15 protein-coding genes and 1 other RNA gene are annotated in these 18,757 nt (G+C 55.9%); 13 read left to right on the top strand and 3 right to left on the bottom strand.

All coding sequences use genetic code 11. The features are described 5' to 3' along the window. Positions 1-15 precede the first annotated feature (15 nt). The 6 genes from rplQ to JO972_RS02835 all read left to right on the top strand — a co-directional run bounded on the left by rplQ (position 16) and on the right by JO972_RS02835 (position 4,613). A complete protein-coding gene (gene rplQ, locus JO972_RS02860; protein ID WP_309488489.1) occupies positions 16-408 on the top strand; it encodes a 50S ribosomal protein L17 in 393 nt (130 codons plus the stop codon). A gap of 251 nt (positions 409-659) precedes the next feature. Continuing rightward, on the top strand, positions 660-920 hold the full coding sequence (locus tag JO972_RS02855; RefSeq protein ID WP_309488488.1) for a hypothetical protein: 261 nt from the start codon (positions 660-662) through the stop codon (positions 918-920). A gap of 169 nt (positions 921-1,089) precedes the next feature. Further along, positions 1,090-2,019 carry an archaetidylserine decarboxylase gene (gene asd, locus JO972_RS02850; protein ID WP_309488487.1) on the top strand — a complete coding sequence of 310 codons (930 nt, stop codon included), beginning with the start codon at positions 1,090-1,092 and terminating at the stop codon, positions 2,017-2,019. Between the two features lie 71 nt (positions 2,020-2,090). Beyond that, on the top strand, positions 2,091-3,473 hold the full coding sequence (locus tag JO972_RS02845; protein WP_309488486.1) for a radical SAM protein: 1,383 nt from the start codon (positions 2,091-2,093) through the stop codon (positions 3,471-3,473). Positions 3,474-3,478: 5 nt separating this feature from the next. Continuing rightward, the gene (locus JO972_RS02840) at positions 3,479-3,901 is read left to right on the top strand and encodes a hypothetical protein (protein ID WP_309488485.1); all 423 of its coding nucleotides are present in this window, start codon (positions 3,479-3,481) and stop codon (positions 3,899-3,901) included. Next, the gene (locus tag JO972_RS02835; RefSeq protein WP_309488484.1) at positions 3,894-4,613 is read left to right on the top strand and encodes a prolipoprotein diacylglyceryl transferase; all 720 of its coding nucleotides are present in this window, start codon (positions 3,894-3,896) and stop codon (positions 4,611-4,613) included. The genes JO972_RS02840 and JO972_RS02835 overlap by 8 nt, the downstream gene beginning before the upstream one ends. Here the strand turns inward: JO972_RS02835 and thiL are convergent. Next, positions 4,574-5,473: a thiamine-phosphate kinase gene (gene thiL / locus JO972_RS02830; RefSeq protein WP_309488483.1), complete on the bottom strand. Its 900-nt coding sequence runs from the start codon at positions 5,471-5,473 to the stop codon at positions 4,574-4,576. The two genes, JO972_RS02835 and thiL, sit on opposite strands and share 40 nt — an antisense overlap. Before the next feature lie 116 nt (positions 5,474-5,589). Here thiL and JO972_RS02825 point away from each other — a divergent pair, with 116 nt between their 5' ends. From JO972_RS02825 to ssrA, 7 genes are all read left to right on the top strand, one after another. Then, positions 5,590-8,214, top strand: a complete 2,625-nt coding sequence (locus tag JO972_RS02825) for a tetratricopeptide repeat protein (protein WP_309488482.1) — start codon at positions 5,590-5,592, stop codon at positions 8,212-8,214. Positions 8,215-8,248: 34 nt separating this feature from the next. After that, the gene (gene coaD / locus JO972_RS02820; RefSeq protein WP_309488481.1) at positions 8,249-8,740 is read left to right on the top strand and encodes a pantetheine-phosphate adenylyltransferase; all 492 of its coding nucleotides are present in this window, start codon (positions 8,249-8,251) and stop codon (positions 8,738-8,740) included. A gap of 10 nt (positions 8,741-8,750) precedes the next feature. Continuing rightward, positions 8,751-10,142 carry an L-serine ammonia-lyase gene (locus JO972_RS02815; protein WP_309488480.1) on the top strand — a complete coding sequence of 464 codons (1,392 nt, stop codon included), beginning with the start codon at positions 8,751-8,753 and terminating at the stop codon, positions 10,140-10,142. A gap of 43 nt (positions 10,143-10,185) precedes the next feature. Then, complete coding sequence (locus JO972_RS02810) at positions 10,186-11,511, top strand: mechanosensitive ion channel family protein (RefSeq protein ID WP_309488479.1); 1,326 nt, start codon at positions 10,186-10,188, stop codon at positions 11,509-11,511. Positions 11,512-11,536: 25 nt separating this feature from the next. Further along, positions 11,537-12,748, top strand: a complete 1,212-nt coding sequence (locus JO972_RS02805; protein WP_309488478.1) for a bifunctional 3,4-dihydroxy-2-butanone-4-phosphate synthase/GTP cyclohydrolase II — start codon at positions 11,537-11,539, stop codon at positions 12,746-12,748. Positions 12,749-12,904: 156 nt separating this feature from the next. Next, positions 12,905-13,483 carry a hypothetical protein gene (locus tag JO972_RS02800; protein ID WP_309488477.1) on the top strand — a complete coding sequence of 193 codons (579 nt, stop codon included), beginning with the start codon at positions 12,905-12,907 and terminating at the stop codon, positions 13,481-13,483. A 135-nt stretch (positions 13,484-13,618) separates the two neighbouring features. Continuing rightward, positions 13,619-13,976: a transfer-messenger RNA gene (gene ssrA, locus JO972_RS02795) on the top strand. A 50-nt stretch (positions 13,977-14,026) separates the two neighbouring features. Here the strand turns inward: ssrA and JO972_RS02790 are convergent. Continuing rightward, complete coding sequence (locus JO972_RS02790) at positions 14,027-15,358, bottom strand: sugar porter family MFS transporter (protein WP_309488476.1); 1,332 nt, start codon at positions 15,356-15,358, stop codon at positions 14,027-14,029. 162 nt (positions 15,359-15,520) lie between these two features. Then, complete coding sequence (locus JO972_RS02785; RefSeq protein ID WP_309488475.1) at positions 15,521-18,685, bottom strand: DUF7133 domain-containing protein; 3,165 nt, start codon at positions 18,683-18,685, stop codon at positions 15,521-15,523. Positions 18,686-18,757: the final 72 nt, after the last annotated feature.

Raw genomic sequence — 18,757 nt, 5'->3', positions numbered from 1 at the left:
AAGGACCTTATCCCAATGAGACACAGAAAAAAGACTGTCAAACTTCAACGCGACGCCGCACACCGTCGTTCACTGCTTGCTAACCTTGCTTGCAGCCTGATCGAACACGGCCGCATCCGCACCACCCTCGCTAAAGCCAAGGCTCTCCGCCCAGTGGCTGAAAAAATGGTGACCCTCGCCAAACGCGGCGACATCCACGCTCGCCGTCAGGCGGTGGCTTTCCTCCGTCAGAAAGACGTGGTGGCCAAGCTGTTCAGCGAAATCGCCCCAGTCTGCGAAGACCGCCAGGGTGGTTACTGCCGGATCACCAAGCTCGGTGCACGCACCAGTGACTCCGCTCCGATGGCATACATCGAGTGGACCGACATCGAAGACCTCGCTGTCGCCGCCACTGAAGACGATGAGTAGGGTTTGTTAGGGAATCACCCTATCACCCAACAATATCTTAACAAAAAATTAACACGCAACCCTCTTTTGGGTTGCGTGTTTTTTTATACCTCAATCCCTTGTCCCCCCTTTGAAATATGGGACTGTGAAGACTCATTCTGTTATCTTGTTAGAACGTTTGTTTGACAAAAATCACAAAAAATGACGCAACTTCGTTGGACAGAACCCAATCTATCAGTTAACAGTCTTTCGGAATCAACACACACAACACTATGAAATCCAAAAAGAACCTAACGCGTTTCACATACGAAACAACCGCATTCCAGGGCTGGCGCCTTTGCCTTAGCCGTACTGGAACCACATTCACCAAATATTTCTCTGATAAGAAATACGGTGGAGAACGGAAGGCACTGAAAACTGCTGATGCCACATTGGCGGAACTTAAAGAATTGCTCGATAACTCACGTAAAGTGAACGGCAAGCTCAGCAAGTCCACCATCGCTAAAGCACAGAAGCTACTCAAGTCGGCGTAAGCGAAGGCGAACGTCACGGTCGAGAACCAGCATCGGTCCCATTTAATCGATTTAACAGGGTTAGGCCTCTACTAACAAACTAACCAAACAAAGAATTCCATATATGCAGGCGGGGAGCTTCTCCCCGCCTGTTTTTTTGTACCTCATTCTACAATCATCGCTGCGGGTTATGCTGGTCGCTGCGGCTTCGCTAGTGCTAGTCTCCGCGCCAGTGAAAGAGATCCAGTATTACAACCGCTATTCGCAGACGATGGAAACCGAGCAGGTCTACGGTGAAAGCTTCCTGCAGTGGGCCTACGGCAATCCATTGGGAAAAATCGCGCTGCACAGCTTCGTGAAACGTCCTTTCTTTTCGAAATGGTATGGCCACAGGATGGATCAGCCCGAGAGCCAGAGCAAGGTGCTGCCATTCATCGATGACTATGATATGGATGCCGCCGAGTTTGCCGATGCACCGGAGAGCTACGCCACCTTCAATGAGTTTTTCTATCGCAAGCTCAAGCAGGAAGCCCGCCCAGTCTCTGACGCCGAGGTGGTTTTCCCTGCCGACGGCCGACATCTCGGTTTTGCCAACATCGATGACATCGGTGGATTTTTTGTCAAAGGCCAGCAGTTCGATCTGGCCAAGTTGTTAGTCGATGACCAGTTGACCGAGCGATTCCGTGGTGGATCGCTGGTTCTCTCCCGCCTCTGCCCGGTGGATTACCATCGCTTTCACTTCCCAGTGAGCGGCACACCCGGGGAGACCCAACTGATCAACGGTCCGCTGTTTTCCGTCTCCCCCATCGCGCTTCGCCGCAGGCTCGCTTACCTTTGGGAAAACAAACGCACCGTCACTCAGATCGAGACCGAATCGATGGGGACCGTGCTGATGTTGGAAATTGGTGCCACCTGTGTGGGCAGCATTTTGCAGACCTATCAAGCTAACCAAGCGATGACCAAAGGCGCCGAGAAGGGATACTTTGCCTTTGGCGGATCTTCCACGATCACCGTTTTTGAGCCGGGGAAAATCCAGCTCGCCGATGATTTGTTAGCCAATTCAGCGAAGCAGGTGGAAACTTACGCCCGTATGGGTGACACCATGGGAAGCATTGCTTGAGCCGATGTTTTCGGTTGTTTTTTCGATTCTTCGATCCGTGGAGGCTGTGTTAGAAGCATCAAAGACCTTCTATGATTGCTTCTCTTCCATCCTTCCGAACCCATCTCAAGCACACCCGCTCACGCTGCCCGGTTTGCCATGACCTTTGCCCCGCAGAGGTTTGGAAAACCAATGCAACCCCATCGAAAGTTTACCTCACGCGCACCTGCCCAGAACACGGCGAGGCGAGCATGTGTATTTCTTCCGATGCTCGGTTCTACTGGATGTCGAAGGGCAGCGACGATAATGCCTGCTGCGGTAGTGGCGCCTGCTGCGCGGACCCTACCGGCAACGATGGCACCTTGGGGAGAAATGCACTTGCCGAGAAGGGACAGACGGTGGAAACGCTCTCGACCTGCCTCGCGCTGATCGAAATTGTCGATTCCTGTAATCTGGCTTGCCCCACGTGCTTCGCCGCCTCACCGACCGGCGTCAATGAGAAGCTGGACTACCACTCATTGGAAAACATCCAAGAACGCATCGAAGGTGTGTTAGATCGTAAAAAGAACATCGAGATCCTGCAACTCTCCGGTGGCGAGCCCACCTTGCACCCGCAGTTTTTCGAACTGCTCGATTGGATTCATGAGCGTGACGGCATCGATTATGTCTTGGTCAATACCAACGGTGTTCTCATCGCCAAGGACGATGTTTTCCTCACCGAACTGGGGCAACGGGCGCGCCGTGGCAATTTCCAACTCTACCTGCAGTTCGATGGCACCGGCCCGGAAGCTCAGAAAGCTCTGCGCGGTGGGGACCTCAGAGCGATGAAACAACGCGTCATGGAACGCTGTGCGCAGGAAAACATTCCCGTCACTCTCGCCATGACCGTCACCCCTCAGAACGTCGCCGAGCTCTGGAGCACCATCCAGTTCGGCCTTGCCCACGACAACTGCCGCGGAGTCAGTTTTCAACCGATGTTCTGGTCGGGCCGGATGCCCGACGGCATTGCTGCGAATCAACTCACACCCGAAGCATCACGACTAAATGCCGCGGATATTATTTTAGGCTGCGTCGATCAGTCGGACGGAACCATCAAGTTCGAAGATTTTACACCCCTCCCCTGTGGCGATCCCAACTGCGCGACGATTGGGTATTTGCTGAAAACTCCCCTCGGTGTGCGCTCCATCAGCGACTTCATCGATTTCTCCACGGTGCAGGATTTCCTCCAGGACAAGGTGCGTTACGAGCTGGCGGACCTGCAGCAATGCGGCTGTGAGAACACCGCCTTAGGTGAACTTCTGCACAAGTTCGAAATGGAGGAAAAAGATACCTTCCGCCTGTTCATCAAACCCTTCATGGATTCATGGACCTGGGATGAAGATCGCATCGACCGCTGCTGCACCCATGTCATCCGCCCCGATGGAAAACTAGATTCCTTCTGCCGCTATTATCACTCCGGAATACAAAACAGTTAGACATCATGGAACCCGTGCCACCAAAAGATCCACAGTCGCCCTTGGAAGACGTGTTCGACCTCGAACAAAGGCATCCGCCACAACAGCCCTTGTTACGTAGCGAACCGAACCCTGGGATCAAGTTTTTCCGCTTCATGATCTGGATATCTCCTGGGCCAACTTGTTTAATATTGCTTAGTCTAGGCTATAATTTTTACCCACTGCACGGGGCGGTGTATCTGTTTTTAGCTGCAATCATCACATTGTTGATCGGCGCCTGTGACGCCTTCCTAGCGCCCGGTGTTCCCAAGGAAAATGGAACCCCACTTTTACAACCTCTGTTAGAGCACAGTGTCAAATTCGCCTTCTGGCAAATCCTCGTCGCTCCAGCAACCGTCATCGTTCTGGCCTTTGGCCTCTGCGCAGTTGCCATCGTCGCCAATGCCTGAGATTCTCCAGAACACATCGCTCAGCTGGTATAGCCTGACGATGCTGGCAGCGATCTTACTGAGTGCCTTTTATTGGCTCCAGATGTCGCGTGATGACGCCCTCCTCCCGAAGGTTTACTTCTGCGCCCTCGCCTGTGCCTTCGTGGGAGCGAAATTGGCCTACCTCGTTTCCGAAGGGTGGATGCATACCGGCGACGATCGATGGCTGCATTGGCTGTCGGGAAAATCGATCACCGGAGCTCTGTTAGGAGGCTATCTGGGTGTTGAGGTCTTCAAGAAATGGTTCGGATACCGTAAGATCACCGGTGACCGTTTCGCCCTTATTGTGCCCATCAGCATCATCTTGGGACGATTCGGATGTCTGAGTCAGGGATGCTGCCCGGGCATAGCCTGCCAACTCCCGGCGGGGATCAATCGCTGGCCGGCAGTGCCGATGGAGATCGCCTTCAATGTCGCAGCGATCCTCGTCTTCATCTGGCTGCGACGCAGGCGATCCCAGCAGTGGCAGCACTTCCACCTCTACCTGATGGCATACGGCCTGTTCCGCTTTTTCCACGAGTTCCTCCGTGCCACCCCCAAGCCCTTCGCCGGAATGTCCGGCTATCAGCTGATCGCCCTGGCCATCGCACTACTGGGTGGAGTCGCTTACGTCAGACGCAAGCGGACGCTCCGTCAGGATGTGAAATGTTCCCAGCCGCCAGCCTCCGACTGAATCCCTACCTCTGCCACAGTCAGTTCACCCAACACACTGAGGGCGAGATCGGGAAATTGCCGCCCCCACTCACTCTGCAGTCGCTCCAAATGATCGGGAGCGATCGTGAACAGCAGCTCGTAGTCTTCGCCATCTCCCAAGGCTGCCGCCACGTCGACGTTTTCCGAACAGGGCACCTGATCCTCCCGAATGATAAATCCGCAGCCACTCATGGTCGCGAGTCGGGGTAAATCCTTCGCCACCCCATCGGAGAGATCCATCATCGCGTGCAGCGGAAAGTATTCGGCCAGCCACGCCGCCTCAGTGACACGCGGTGTGAAGCTGAGGTGTTTTCCACGGATGGAGCCACCTAACAAGCCAGTCACCATCACCAGGTCGCCTACCTGCCCACCACTGCGCAAAACCAACTGGTCTTTGCGCACCCAGCCGGTGCCGGCGACCGAGATCACCGCGGCTGAACCGGTCGGCACGGAACTGGTTTCACCTCCGCTGATCACCGCACCGAATTGCGCCGCGCATTGCTGCATGCCGCGATACAGCTGCTCGAGATAGTCCACCGATTGCCCACCGGGCATCACCAGGGTGACCAGAAGTTGCGAAGGCGTGCCACCCATTGCGGCAAAATCGCTGACCACTCTGGCGATCGCTTTCCAACCTACTTTTTCAGCCTCGGCATCGGCGAGATAATGCACCCCCTCCACCAGACAGTCGGTTTTTAAAAGTTGATACCGGTCGGCATGTCCGATGTCCACCACCGCACAGTCGTCGCCCGGTCCGGTCACCACATCGGCACCCGATTCCAGGTCTCGCACCAGTCGGGCAATCAACGCATCTTCACCGATGTCTGTGAGTTGTTTCATATCGCCGCCATTGCAGGTGAAAATTGGTTGGAACCCAAAACAATTCCTCGTAAATCGATCATTATTTTCCACGAACAAATCCTGTAATTCTGCCCAAAATAAAGCATAATGCGTTTGTGCTTCTGCGACTTCTCATCCTGATCAGCCTGCTGACCATCTCACTCACCGCCGCGCCCAGTCAATCTAAGGCGATGCGTGAGCTGGCCAAAAATGCGACCTATCAGGAAGGGGCCAAGGCGATGGATGGTCAACTGGCGGACATTGCGATCCAAAAATTCCGCACCGTGCTCGATCAAGCAAAGCTCGGGGAGGACGCCAGAGCATATACTTCATTGGCCCTCGCCGAGGCATTGATCCGCTCCAGCCTCTCCCAGCAAGGCACCCGATTGCAGGCCGAAGAAGCGCTGAAAATCCTGAATAGTGAGAAGCTTGCCGAGGTTTCATCTGCCGTCGTTTGGAAAGCGGAAGCGCTTGCATCGTTGGGCCGCTACCAAGAAGCAGAAGCCGCTCTCGCCGAGGTGCCCAAGACTCATGCCCAATTCAGTGAAACCCAACTCGCTCGCGCCCGCATCCAGCTGGCACTGAACCAAACCTCCGCCGCAACTGCCACACTCACCGCCTTGGATCAATCCAAGCACCCCGAAATCCGCAACACCGCCAACCTGCTCGCCGCCGAGATCCACATCAACCTCGGCCACTTTGAAGCCGCCGAGGAAGCTCTGAACCGAGTCGATGAGCAAAATTCCGGCGCCGCGAAATTGAAGGAGTATTTGAATGCCCGAAAGCAGCTCAGCGAGGGCAAGGCCGAGGAGGCCATCAATCGTTTTCAGTCGTTAATCACCGCCCCGGACCACCTCAGCGAGCGCATCTTCCGCGCCTGCGTGCTGGGACTCGCCGACGCCCAGGCCGCGAGTGAGCAAAATGACAAAGCCATCGCCACCCTGGTGCAATACATCACCGATCACCCCGACTCCTCAGTCCTGCAGCCGCTGTTCCTGCGCTTGATTCGTCTCCTGCCTGAAGAAGTCCCCATGGATCACCCCACCTTGGTCAAGCTGCGTGAATGGAGCGATGAGGCACCGGTGCTCGATAATCCCCTCTACCTCGCCGGCGCCAGCGCCGATGCCATCCCCATCCAAACTCCCTCCACCACCGCCTACAGCGATCGGATCACCCTCTCGCTCTACTATCGGGCCAAACTGCTCGCGCGTTCGGCCGATCCGAACAACCACCTCAAGGCCCTGGCCTTACTGACGCGATTGCGAGCCATCCAGTTTTCCCACAACATCTACGCCAACGAGCTCTACATGCGCCTATCATCGGCCTCACTGCTCGACACCGCTTACCTCCATCTCAAACGTAATCAACCGGAGCTGGCGACTTACACGCTCGAGGTGATGGAAAAAATCGCCTTCTCCCCGCGCCTCAAAGATCAAGCGAGCTTTCTTCGTGGACTGCTGTTAGCCAAGGCCGGCCAACCGAAGCAGGCTCTGCCGGCATTTAACTTTGCGCTCGAATCCGCCTCGTCGGACATCGCCTCCGCCGCCAGCATCAATGCCGGTGTGATGTCACTGCTTTCCAGCAATCTGAAGAGTTTCGACAAAATCGCAGCCTCCACCCAGGACCAAAAAATCCTGACCTCATTAACACTCGAGCGAGCCTTGTGGAAATGTAGCCAGGGTGACATCGCCGGCCGAAGCGATCTGGATAGTTTCATCATGGCGCACCCGGACCATCCGCGAGTGAACGAAGCCCACCTCGCTCTGGCATCTGCCTGTGTCGATATCAGCCCCCCGGACGTGGAGCTGGCCAAGGCCCACCTCGAGATCATTCGCAGTCGACTCACCACCCAGGAAGACCTGCACACCATCGCCCGCATCGCTATCCGTGCCGAGGAGTTGATCCAGAACTGGCCGGCCGCAGCCAAGATTGCCGAAAGCTTCATTCGCAAATTCAAAGACAGCCTCTACCTGCCCAGCATGATGGTGAAGATGGGCGAGGCTCACTATCACAACGAGGATTTCAACAAGGCACGCCGGATTTTCCAAGAGGTTGCCGCCAAATATCCTGACAGCCCCTACAAACCTTACGCCGAGTTTTACGCCGCCATGGCTGCTCGCTTGGGAGGCACCTCCCAGGCCCGGGAAGAGAGCATTTCGATGTTCCAACAGATCATCGAAAGCGATCACCCGCTCGCCACTGAAGCTCGCATTCAGCAGAGCCGGGTGCTGATCGACCTACGCCAGTATGAGAAAGCCGAGAAGACCTTGGCTCCGCTGCAAAAGGCTAAGGACCCTTCCATCCGTCGGGCTGCCGGCGTGCTGTTAGCCGACTGCTTGCACCGTCAGGGGTCAACCGATAGTGCGAAATACGATCAAGCCATCGCCATTTACAACGACCTCCTCGCGGAAAAAAACCTGCCACTGGCATGGCATAACCGTATTCATTTCCTCCGAGGCCAGACTTACGAAAGCAACAAACAACGCGGCAAGGCTCTGGACTCCTACATTGATGTCATTATCCAGGCTGATGCCGGTCAAGTTCTGCCCCTGAACGAAGTCGAATGGCTATGGTTCTACCGCTGTGGATTCAAGGCCCTCGCCATGTTGGAAAGCGACAAACGCTGGGAGGCTGCGGTGAAATTCGCCCGCCGTATCGCCACGTTCAAAGGCCCCCGCGCGGAGGAAGCGGCCAAGCGCGCCAACAATCTCGCGAAAACTCACATGATCTGGGAAGACTAAACCAGCATCCATCACACCTACCTAACACGTTCTCATGCGCACCGCCGTCTACGCCGGATCTTTTGATCCCCCCACCAATGGTCACCTCTGGATGATCAAACAGGGCCTGGAACTCTTCGATCGACTCTATGTCGCTATCGGAAGCAACCCAGCCAAGAATTATAGCTTCAGCGTGGACGAACGCTTGCAACTGCTGCGGGAATCGATTCCTTCCTGCGAGCGACTCACGATTTCCGAGTTCAATAATCGTTATTTGGTCGATTACGCCCGCGAAGTCGGTGCCCAGTATATCCTGCGTGGCATCCGGGCGGCGGACGATTACGAATACGAGCGTGTGATGCGCCACATCAATGCCGATATGGCGCCCAACATCACCACCACCTTCCTGATGCCTCCACGCGATATCGCCGAACTCTCGTCCAGCATGGTTAAGAGTCTGATCGGCCCGGCTGGTTGGCAGGAAACGGTCCGCCGCTACGTGCCAGGTCCCGTGTTCAGTGCTTTGGAAGAAATCGATCCCGCCTAGCTTTTTTGTAATGATCTCAGTTCTCGATCTATTTACCATCGGCATCGGTCCTTCAAGCTCCCACACCGTGGGCCCCATGCGCGCCGCCTATCAGTTCACCAAAGACCTCGCGTCAGCCCCTGTGGCCGATCGGGTTGCCTGTTTGAAATGCGACCTCTACGGCTCCCTGGCCGCCACCGGAAAAGGCCACGGCACCGATACCGCGGTGATCCTCGGCATGATGGGCAACGATCCTGAATCGATCGATGCCAAACGCATCCCCGAGCTTCTGGAAGCGACCCGATCTCGCCAGAAGCTCATCTGGAATGCCCCCCATGAGGTGGATTTCCACGAGCGCGAACACCTCACATTTCATCGCGTCCAACCACTACCAATGCACCCGAATGGTATGCATCTTCTGGCATTGGATGCGGCAGGTGAGGTGCTGATGGAGGAAATCTACTACTCGCTCGGCGGCGGGTTCATCGCCACCGAGGAGGAGATGAACAACCCCAACTTTGGCAACGAGGTTGAGCCTGTCTATCCCTTCGATTCCGCCGATGCCTTAACGGCACTCTGCGATCAACATCATATCTCAATCCCCGAGATCATCATGGCCAATGAAAACTTGGTGCGCCCCGAGGAGGAAACCCGCGCGGCCTTAGACCGAATCTGGGCGGCGATGCAGGAGTGCGTGCGCTCCGGCTGCGAGAACGAAGGCATCATGCCCGGCGGCCTGCACGTCAACCGACGAGCAAAGGCAGTGCATAAAAAACTCATGGGCAAGGCGGAGACCGGACTGACAGATCCCTTGAGCATCCTCGATTGGGTCAATCTCTACGCCCTCGCAGTCAACGAAGAGAACGCCTCTGGAGGCCGCGTGGTAACTGCGCCCACCAATGGCGCCGCCGGCATCATCCCCGCGGTGCTGCACTACGCCACCCGCTTCAAACACAGCCCCCACCAGAAAAACAACGATCAACGCGAGGCGGTGCACCGTTTCCTACTGACGGCGGGAGCCATTGCCACCTTGTACAAGAAAAACGCCTCGATTTCCGGCGCCGATGTCGGCTGCCAGGGTGAGGTTGGTGTCGCCTGCTCGATGGCGGCCGGGGCATTGGTCGATTACCTTGGAGGCGACCACCACCAGGTCGAGAACGCCGCGGAAATCGGCATGGAGCACAACCTGGGGCTGACCTGTGACCCGATCGGAGGTCTCGTCCAGATCCCCTGCATCGAGCGCAATGCCATGGGCGCGGTGAAAGCGATCAACGCTGCCCGCATCTGCATGTCAGGCGATGGCACCCACTTCGTCTCGCTCGACAAGGTGATCAAAACCATGAAGGACACCGGCAAGGATATGCAGGAGAAATACAAGGAAACCTCACGTGGCGGACTTGCGGTGAATGTGGTAGAGTGTTAAAACTCGCTATTTGCCACGTCAGCACCTAGTGTTCACCACCCCGATGATCGACCTCGAAGCCATCAAGAGCACCCTCTTTGCCCTCGTCAACGACCGCCAGGATTACTGGCAGTGGGCGGTCATCATTCTCTGTGCGGCTGGTGGCGTAGTGGGCACCCACCTGATTCGCAGAACCCTGTTCGCCCCAGGCTCGGTCTGCCAGAAGTTCGTCACCCGCTTCTTTGAACTTGGCAAGGGCATCAATGGCGTGCCGGCGCTGACCTGCTTCCTGCTGTGGATCACTTGGTCGGCGCGGATAAATTGGTCGGCCAGTCAGGTCGCCAAGGGCCTTGCCCCCGTGCCCAGTGGCTACATTTACACCACCGCCCTGCTGGTCACCGCCTTTGTCATCTATCAGTTTGCCACCGCTCTGTCGAAAGGCCGGGCCGCGCCTCGACTGCTCGGTGGCGCCATGCTTTTCATTTTCGCCCTACACCTCTTTGGCTGGTTGACCCCGCTCAGCCAGGCATTGCAAAACATCCGCCTGCCGCTGGGTAGCATCGAGATTAACCTGTGGTCGATCACAGCCGGCATCGCCGCCCTGTTTCTGCTGCTCTGGCTGGTCGGGCTTTCCACCCGCTTCATCGATGCCGTGGTCAAACCACGCAGCGACATCCCCCCGTCGATCAAGGTGCTGATCGGTAAGGGGTCGCGAATTTTACTCTACTTCGGCGCCTGCATCTGGGCCTTGAAAATTGGCGGCGTCCCGCTCGGTGGTCTGGCCGTATTCTCCGGAGCCCTGGGTCTCGGTCTTGGTTTTGGTCTGCAAAAGGTCATCTCCAACCTGGTCTCCGGCGTAATCATCCTGCTGGATAAATCGATCAAGCCGGGCGACGTTATCGAAATCGACGGCACCTTCGGCTGGATCAATTCCATCCGCACCCGCTACATCTCGGTGATCACCCGCGACCGCAAAGAGATCCTCATCCCGAACGAGGACTTTGTAACCAATAAGGTGGTCAACTGGTCGTTCACCGATCGCATTGTCCGCATCAAAGCAGACGTCGGCGTCTCCTACGCCACCGATGTGCCGGAAGCCATTGAGATCTGCAAAAAGGCAGTCCGCTCGCTGCCCCGGGTGCTCAATGACCCCGAACCCAACTGCCTGCTGATGGGATTCGGTGATTCTTCGATTGATCTTCAGGTGCGCTTCTGGATTGATGACGCGCCTCAGGGGGTCAGCAACATTCGCTCCGAAGTGCTGCTCGCTGTCTGGAAGGCCTTCAAAGAGCACGAAATCGAGATCCCCTTCCCGCAGCGCGATCTCCATATCAAATCCGGCCACAGCCTCACCCTGACGGCCCCACCAGCGAAAGATCCCATTTCCTAACTCCATTTTCCAAATTCTACAGAACATGTCCTCACTCACACTCCATCCCATCGATGAGATCATCTCCGAAATTGCCGCTGGCAAAATGGTCATCGTCACCGACGACCCCGGCCGCGAAAATGAGGCCGACCTCGTGGCCGCCGCTTCCATGGTGACCCCTGAAATCATCGCCTTCATGGCCAATCACGGTCGCGGCCTGATCTGTGCCCCCATCACCGCCCAGCGCGCTACCGAGCTGGATTTACCGCCGATGACCGCGCGCAACACGGAATCGATGAAGACCGCCTTCACCGTTTCCATCGATGCCGCCGAAGGCGTCACCACGGGCATCTCCGCCGCCGACCGCGCGCGCGCCATTCACCTGCTCGCGAACCCCGAGGCGAAGGCAGATGCCTTTGTCCAGCCGGGCCACATCTTCCCCCTGCAAGCGATCCCCGGAGGGGTGCTGCGCCGCGCCGGACACACCGAAGCCGCCGTGGATCTCGCCCGCATGGCCGGACTGCCGGAGGCCGGTGTCATCTGCGAAATCATGAACGAAGACGGCACCATGGCCCGCGCCGGTGACCTCGGCGAGTATCAACAAACCCACCAACTCAAAGCCTGCACCATCGCCGACCTGATTGAATTCCGTCGCCGGTCCGAAAAACTGGTGCAGCGCGGCGAGACCATCGACATGCCCACCGACTACGGCAAGTTCGACTGTCACCTCTACTACGTCGATGCCGAAGACACCACCAGCGGCGGCCATCACCTCGCGTTCACCCGGGGTGAGATATCTCCCGATGAGCCGACGCTCGTGCGGGTGCACTCGGAATGCCTCACCGGTGACGTGTTCCACTCCCAGCGTTGTGACTGCGGGGGCCAGTTGGATGCGGCCATGCGCCAGATTGCCGAAGAAGGAGGCGTCCTGCTCTACCTTCGCCAGGAAGGACGCGGCATCGGATTGCCCGCCAAAATCCACGCCTACAAGCTGCAAGAGCAAGGATTGGATACCATCGAGGCCAACGAAAAGTTGGGCTACGGCGAAGACCTGCGGAACTACGGCATGGGGGCGCAAATCCTCTACGATCTCGGCGTCAGAAAGATCAAACTGCTCACCAACAATCCGAAAAAAATGATCGGGCTCGAGGGTTACAACCTCGAAATCATCGAGCAAATCCCGCTCAGTTTACCTGCCAATCCTCACAACCAGAAGTATTTGCAGACGAAAAAAGACCGCATGGGTCACACCCTGTAAAACATTCATAGTAAATAACTTACAACCAACACACCAAGCCTTGCAGATGAGTTTCATATTCATCTTTGCGAGGCTTTTATATTCTAAATAATGAATAGTTTTTTCGTCATTACGTCTTGCTAGAAATCCGAACGTTTGTGTAATCTAATATACGTTATGAAAACAATAACCCACAAACTCGCAACCACATGTTTTGCCGCATTTGCCATGGCCACAGCCGCTATGGCCGATGTCAATACCCCCAAGGAAGCCCTCGATATCGCACTCAAGAACGAGACGATCGCCGCCGCGGGTGAAAAGATGAAACTCTACTCAATGTCCAGCAACTACGATGGCACCCGCAAACGCTGGTCATTCAGCTTCTACGACGGTGGCGATAAAACGCACAGCGTCAGCGTTGATGACAAAGGTAAGGCCAACTACTACGCCCGAGACAAAAGCTCGATGCGCATTTTTGAAGACCTCGACTTCAGCAAGCTCCCCGCTCCCAGTGAGGTCTTGATCGAAGACTCCGTTAGCAAAGCCAAGACCGCTCTCGAAGCCCTGGGCTTCGCACCTATTACCGATAAGAAAGTCTACGTCAGCTACTACCTTCGCAGTGAAATGCGTCAAAAAGATCAACCTTACCACGCTTGGCAGGTCAGCCTTCCAACAGGTGACGGTAAACAGGGAAAAATGGTCAGTTTCAAGAATGGTAAACTCGATACCATCATGAACTCCAGCATCCGCAACTAAACGATTAACCGTTCTATATTCCGAAATCCCCCCGTAGCTCACGCTATCGGGGGATTTTTTATGCCCAAATTTCCACTTGCAAATCCGCCAATGTGAAGCACCTTCTCCCCATCTCCTGAAGGATGACATCTTTTTGGGGGCGTCATGGTTTCGACTGGATGTTGGAAACATGGGTCGCATGTAGAGGTTGATCGGTTGGCCTCTTAAAAAAGCCGTTCAAACAAACTAATTGCAGACTCTAACGAGCTCGCACTTGCTGCTTAATTGACGGCAACGTCTATTTACCCGACGTCCACTAGGGTAAAAGGCGCCAAAACAGTGGACTGGCCAAGGATCGGGTGACCGGGTCCAAGGTGAGATTCAACAGGTTAATCGGAAAACGTTAGCCGCTGGTGAGCGACACGTCTTCTTAAACACCTATCATCAGCTAAACATGTAGAAGCTCAAGTAGAAGACATCTAGGACACGGGTTCAACTCCCGTCGCCTCCACCATTTCCAAGAAACGCTCCAGTTTGAAAAAACTGGGGCGTTTTTTTGTCGTCCTATCGCTCCGCCACGAGATCGTCTTCCAGGCTTTCCAGGCTGATGCCCTTGGTTTCCGGCACCATCAGCCAGACCCAGATGAGCTGGAGCACCATCATGCCGGCAAAGAAGGCGAAGACGGTGGCCGGAGCGAAGGCGGTGACCATTTTTGGGAAAAAGGTGGTCAGCAAGGCAGCGAAAACCCAGTGGGTGGAGCAACCGAGCGATTGCCCTCTGGCACGGTATTCATTGGGGAAAATTTCCGCGATGAATACCCAGATCACAGCCCCCTGACCGATGGCGTGGGCGGCGATGAAGGCGAAGATGCAGGCAGGCACGATGGAGTAGTGCTCGGACTGGAATGCCCAGGCGACCAGCCCCAGGGAGAGGATGTAACCGACCGATCCGATGTAGAGCAGCACTCGACGCCCCATCCGATCGATCATCCACAGCCCCACAAAGGTGAACACTAGGTTGGTCACCCCGATGCCGGTGGATTGCAGCAGCGCCGCTTTTTCCCCCAGCCCTGTCATTTCAAAAATCCGGGGCGCGAAGTAGAGGATCGCATTAATGCCGGAGAGTTGGTTGAAAAAGGCAATGAGCAGGGCGAGCAGAATCGGAGCCTTGAGTTTCTTCACCCAGAATGGCCGACGGACACGGCTCGTTTGTTGGTGATAATGTTGTTGAATCTCGTCCACCAGCAGATCCACCGACTCCGCGGAGGCGCTGGGATCGACCTCACGCAGGATGCGGCTAGCCTCCTCCCGATCGCCACGGTTACCGATCAGCCAGCGTGGGCTCTCGGGAATGAAGCGACACATCAGAGCGTAGACGAGGGCAGGAAAGGCCTCCACGCCCAACATCCAGCGCCAGGCATCCTCGCCCACGTCACTGATCAGGGCGTTGGAGAGAAAGGCGATCAAAATCCCGAACACAATGTTGAACTGGAACATGCCGGTTAATCTTCCACGTTTGTCGGCTGGAGCGATTTCGGAAATATAGAGAGGAGCTGCGATAGTTGAGATCCCCACGCCCAAACCGCCAATGAAACGGGCGGCAATGAATGAATAGACATCCGGTGCCAGCGCCGAACCGATGGCCGACACGAGATACAGCACGCCGATCCATAGTAGTGTCTGTTTTCTACCAAAGCGATCCGTCGGCCAGCCGCCGATGAGCGCACCGATCACTGTGCCGTAGAGCGCCGCGCCGATGGCAAAGCCGTGCAACATATCGCTCAGCCCCCAAAGCTCTTGAATCCTCTGCTCGGCGCCAGAGATCACGACGGTATCAAAACCAAAGAGAAACCCCGCCAGCGCAGAGGTGATCGACCAAAATAACAGCTTATTCATGAATGATTAATTCAATCAAAATGAGCCGCCTTCATAAAAGTGTAAAGATGGAAGTCGGTCGCTGTCACAGAGAGACGATGCTGAGCCCAACGACCACAAAAAAAAACGCAGCCCGGGACGCTCCGGACTGCGATGGTGAAAAAATGAGTTAGAAGCCGCCGCTTACTTCAGCGTTTTGATATAGGCCAGCAGATCGGCCATAGTTTGATCGGGCAGCTCACCAAAGCCACGCGGCATGAAGGAACGCCCATTGATGGCTCCGTCAGCGATCAGAGAGGAGCGAGCGATGAAGACCTCGGCACCTCCGGGGATGGCGATGACAATGCCGTTGTCGTCGCGTTTAGCCAAGTAACCTTCCACGCCCAATCCGTCTTTCCGGGTCGCGAAATACAGACCAAAGGCCGATTCCATGGCTTCGTCCGGGTTGACGATGGCGGTTAGCAAATGTTCGGTGTCGCGCGAAGCCGAGCCGTCGAGTGGCGGTGCGATCTTCTGCCCTTGATCCCCCACCGCGTGGCAGGCGAGGCAGGAGCCAAACAGACCTTGGCCAACCATGGGGTTGCCTTTCAGTTGATCCACCACCTTGGCGTAATGCTCCACCTTTTCAGTCAGCTTTTTCCGATCGGACATCTCTTGCTTCTTCATCGCAGCGTAGATGGCCTTCGCAGTTTTATTGCGCTTCTGCAGCTGAGCCACTCTGGCGGCGGAGGGGTAGTCCCAGTGCTTCGGCGTGATCTTTTTCTGATTCCAGAGCGGGAACAGGACGTTGTTGCCTTGTTTGCTGAAGCTCAATCGGCGGACCAGCTGGCTTTTCTGAGCGTCATTCAGTTCGTCGACCATCTTGGCCACCACTCCCCTCGCAGCCTTGCCATCGCTGATGCAGAGGGCGGCGGCGGCGTGCAGTCGGACTTCGAAACCGTATGCCGGATCGGCCGCCACGGCCTGGTAGAGTTCCGCGTGGTTTCCTTTGCTGTGCAGCACCGCCTCGATTGCCGCCTGGTGGAGGCTCGACTTGGATTTCGACCCCAGAATTTTAGTAATCGATTTCAGATGATGCGGCGCCCGCAGGTCATTGACCAATTGCAGTGCTTCACGTTGTTGTTGTTCGTCACCGGAGTTGAACAGCGCGGCAATTTTCTTTTGATAGAATTGCGACACCGCCGGCCCGTCGATCATCGACTTATTCGCGATGGCCATCGGCAGGAGTTCGTCGGCCCGCTTGTCAAAGGTCGTTTGCACGGTGGCGAGCACCTTCGGATTGTTGAGCATCTTACTCACCGCGATGAAGGTGTTTTGATCGATTTCTCCCTGGGTTGCTTGGTCCCACACTTTGACAAAAACGTCCACCCGCTGCTGCGCTGGCAGGGCTTGAATCGCCCACAAAACATTTCCAGCCGGCTGCTTCTTCGCGGCATCCGTCGCGAGGTATTGCACCAACTCGCTGGGGTAATTCTCCAGCGCCTTGCGAGCCAAGAATCGCTCGAAGTTGCGCTCGTAGGCGCCACCGAAGCTTTTCCCTGGAGCTGCCGGCTTACAGGCAGTGACCAGAAGATCGATGCTGTTCAGGTCCGCTTTGCCAATTTCCTCGAGGGTTCTGATGCTTTGCGAGCGCACCATGGCATTCTCGGACTCAATCTGACCGCCAATGAGCGCGGCCACTTTTGCCGCTGGCAGGCTGGAGTTCGACAGCGTGCGGATCGCTTCCCGGACAATGTCACCATCTTGATCGGCGATGAGTTGCTTGAGCACCGATTCGTCATACTGGTTCAGGCCCTCGAGGCTCCAGATGGCGAGAATGCGGACGCTTTGGTCGATCGAGCGGTCGAGTGCCAGCTTCTTCAGCTCTGGTGTCAATTCCGTGGCTTGGCGATCGACAATCTGCTGCCACGCTGCGCGTTTTTCCCAGAGCGTGCGTCCGTTCAGATGCTTGAGCAGGTCCTGATTGGCCACCTTGGCAATGTTGGGAATCTCAAAGGTCTTCTGATCCTTGTGGCGGATTCTCCAGATGCGGCCGTGTTTCCGATCCCTGTCCGGGTGATCGGTGCTGATCTCGTTGTGGGAAACCACCTTGTTATACCAGTCGGCAATATACAGACAGCCGTCCGGGCCGAACTCGATATTCACCGGGCGAAACCAGTCGTCTTCGCATTTGAGGAAATCCGGCAGGAGCTCGGCTTTGACCTCGCCGGACGGTAAGCGATCGATCCTCACGCAGCTGATGCCATTGGTGATGGGGTTGGCGAGAAAGGCGACGTTTTTCCACTCCTTGGGAAACCCGTAGGCACCATCCTCTGAAAACGCGAGACCGGAGATGCCTGTGCCACCGACCCGGAACTTGTGCACCTTGTCCAACAAGGGCTGGTAGGGACGGATGGAATCGCCACCGATACCACTGATGCCCGTTTGCTCCTCGGTGGGCAGCACGGAGAGGCCGTTGTCGTTGGCCGATGTAGAATACCACTGACCATTCGAGCGAATTTGGTAACCCCAAACGTTGTCCTTGGCGGTGCCGATGATCTCCAGCTTGCTGCCATCCAGTTTGGCCCGTAGGTTTTTGGCGTAGCTCACCTCGAGCTCTTGGCCGGTCTTGGTCACCTTCACCTTACCTGAGTTCAGAGCGCCGTGGGTGAAATACAGCCAGCCGCCGGGACCTCGCACAATCGAGTGCGCCATGGTGTGGGTATCGAAAAACCCGAAGCCGCTCATCACGCTCTCGAACTCGTCCTGTTTGCCATCGTTATCGCTGTCTTTGAGGTATAAAAACTCCGACCCATGCGCCACGAAACAACCGTTCTTGTAGGGGTAGATGCTTTGTGGAATCGAGAGCCCGTCCGCCCACACCTTGAGTGGGCCATCGGCTGTCTCTGTCGGGTCATCAACAATGAGAATTTGGTCTCTCCCCTTTTTTTCCAGTTTATAAAGCTGCTGAATTTCCGCCACCCGGGGGAATTTTTCCGCCAAGTTCGGGTCCTTCATCATTTTCAGCGCCTGGCTGAATCGGATGCCGGTCACCGGGTCCAATGGATACATCCGTGCCGTTTGCGTCCACAGTCGACCCGCATCGTCAAAGGTCAGATCGATCGGGTTGATCAGGCCATTTTTTTCTGAAGCCACCAGCTCGATGACAAACCCCTCTGGCAGTTGGAACTGCTTCAGCTGTTGCTCTGGAGAGAACGCCTGCTTGCGCTGGGAGAGCATTTTCTTCTGACCGAAGACCGCGGGACTGGAGGCGGTGATCAAGGACAGTCCGAGAATAAGAACGTTTTTATGGGAAATCATCTGCAGGGAAGTATTCAGTGGCCTTAGATACGGGGCAATAAGATTCATGTTTCTAAAATCCCCATCTACTGCTGCAAAACCCACATGGTATCAGCTGGAATAAAACACCACTTACCACTG

The organism is Oceaniferula flava (genome assembly GCF_016811075.1).
Taxonomy (GTDB): domain Bacteria; phylum Verrucomicrobiota; class Verrucomicrobiia; order Verrucomicrobiales; family Akkermansiaceae; genus Oceaniferula; species Oceaniferula flava.
Note: the sequence above shows the minus strand (reverse complement) of the source record. Positions and strands in the feature narration are given on the sequence as shown.

Excerpts from the sequence above, each read along its gene's own strand:
- JO972_RS02855 (WP_309488488.1), top strand. The coding sequence starts at position 660 with ATGAAATCCAAAAAGAACCTAACGCGTTTCACATACGAAACAACCGCA.
- JO972_RS02845 (WP_309488486.1), top strand. The coding sequence starts at position 2,091 with ATGATTGCTTCTCTTCCATCCTTCCGAACCCATCTCAAGCACACCCGC.
- JO972_RS02810 (WP_309488479.1), top strand. The coding sequence starts at position 10,186 with ATGATCGACCTCGAAGCCATCAAGAGCACCCTCTTTGCCCTCGTCAAC.
- rplQ (WP_309488489.1), top strand. The coding sequence starts at position 16 with ATGAGACACAGAAAAAAGACTGTCAAACTTCAACGCGACGCCGCACAC.
- asd (WP_309488487.1), top strand. The coding sequence starts at position 1,090 with ATGCTGGTCGCTGCGGCTTCGCTAGTGCTAGTCTCCGCGCCAGTGAAA.
- coaD (WP_309488481.1), top strand. The coding sequence starts at position 8,249 with ATGCGCACCGCCGTCTACGCCGGATCTTTTGATCCCCCCACCAATGGT.
- JO972_RS02785 (WP_309488475.1), bottom strand. The coding sequence starts at position 18,685 with ATGAATCTTATTGCCCCGTATCTAAGGCCACTGAATACTTCCCTGCAG.
- JO972_RS02815 (WP_309488480.1), top strand. The coding sequence starts at position 8,751 with ATGATCTCAGTTCTCGATCTATTTACCATCGGCATCGGTCCTTCAAGC.
- thiL (WP_309488483.1), bottom strand. The coding sequence starts at position 5,473 with ATGAAACAACTCACAGACATCGGTGAAGATGCGTTGATTGCCCGACTG.
- JO972_RS02790 (WP_309488476.1), bottom strand. The coding sequence starts at position 15,358 with ATGAATAAGCTGTTATTTTGGTCGATCACCTCTGCGCTGGCGGGGTTT.
- JO972_RS02805 (WP_309488478.1), top strand. The coding sequence starts at position 11,537 with ATGTCCTCACTCACACTCCATCCCATCGATGAGATCATCTCCGAAATT.
- JO972_RS02840 (WP_309488485.1), top strand. The coding sequence starts at position 3,479 with ATGGAACCCGTGCCACCAAAAGATCCACAGTCGCCCTTGGAAGACGTG.
- JO972_RS02800 (WP_309488477.1), top strand. The coding sequence starts at position 12,905 with ATGAAAACAATAACCCACAAACTCGCAACCACATGTTTTGCCGCATTT.
- JO972_RS02835 (WP_309488484.1), top strand. The coding sequence starts at position 3,894 with ATGCCTGAGATTCTCCAGAACACATCGCTCAGCTGGTATAGCCTGACG.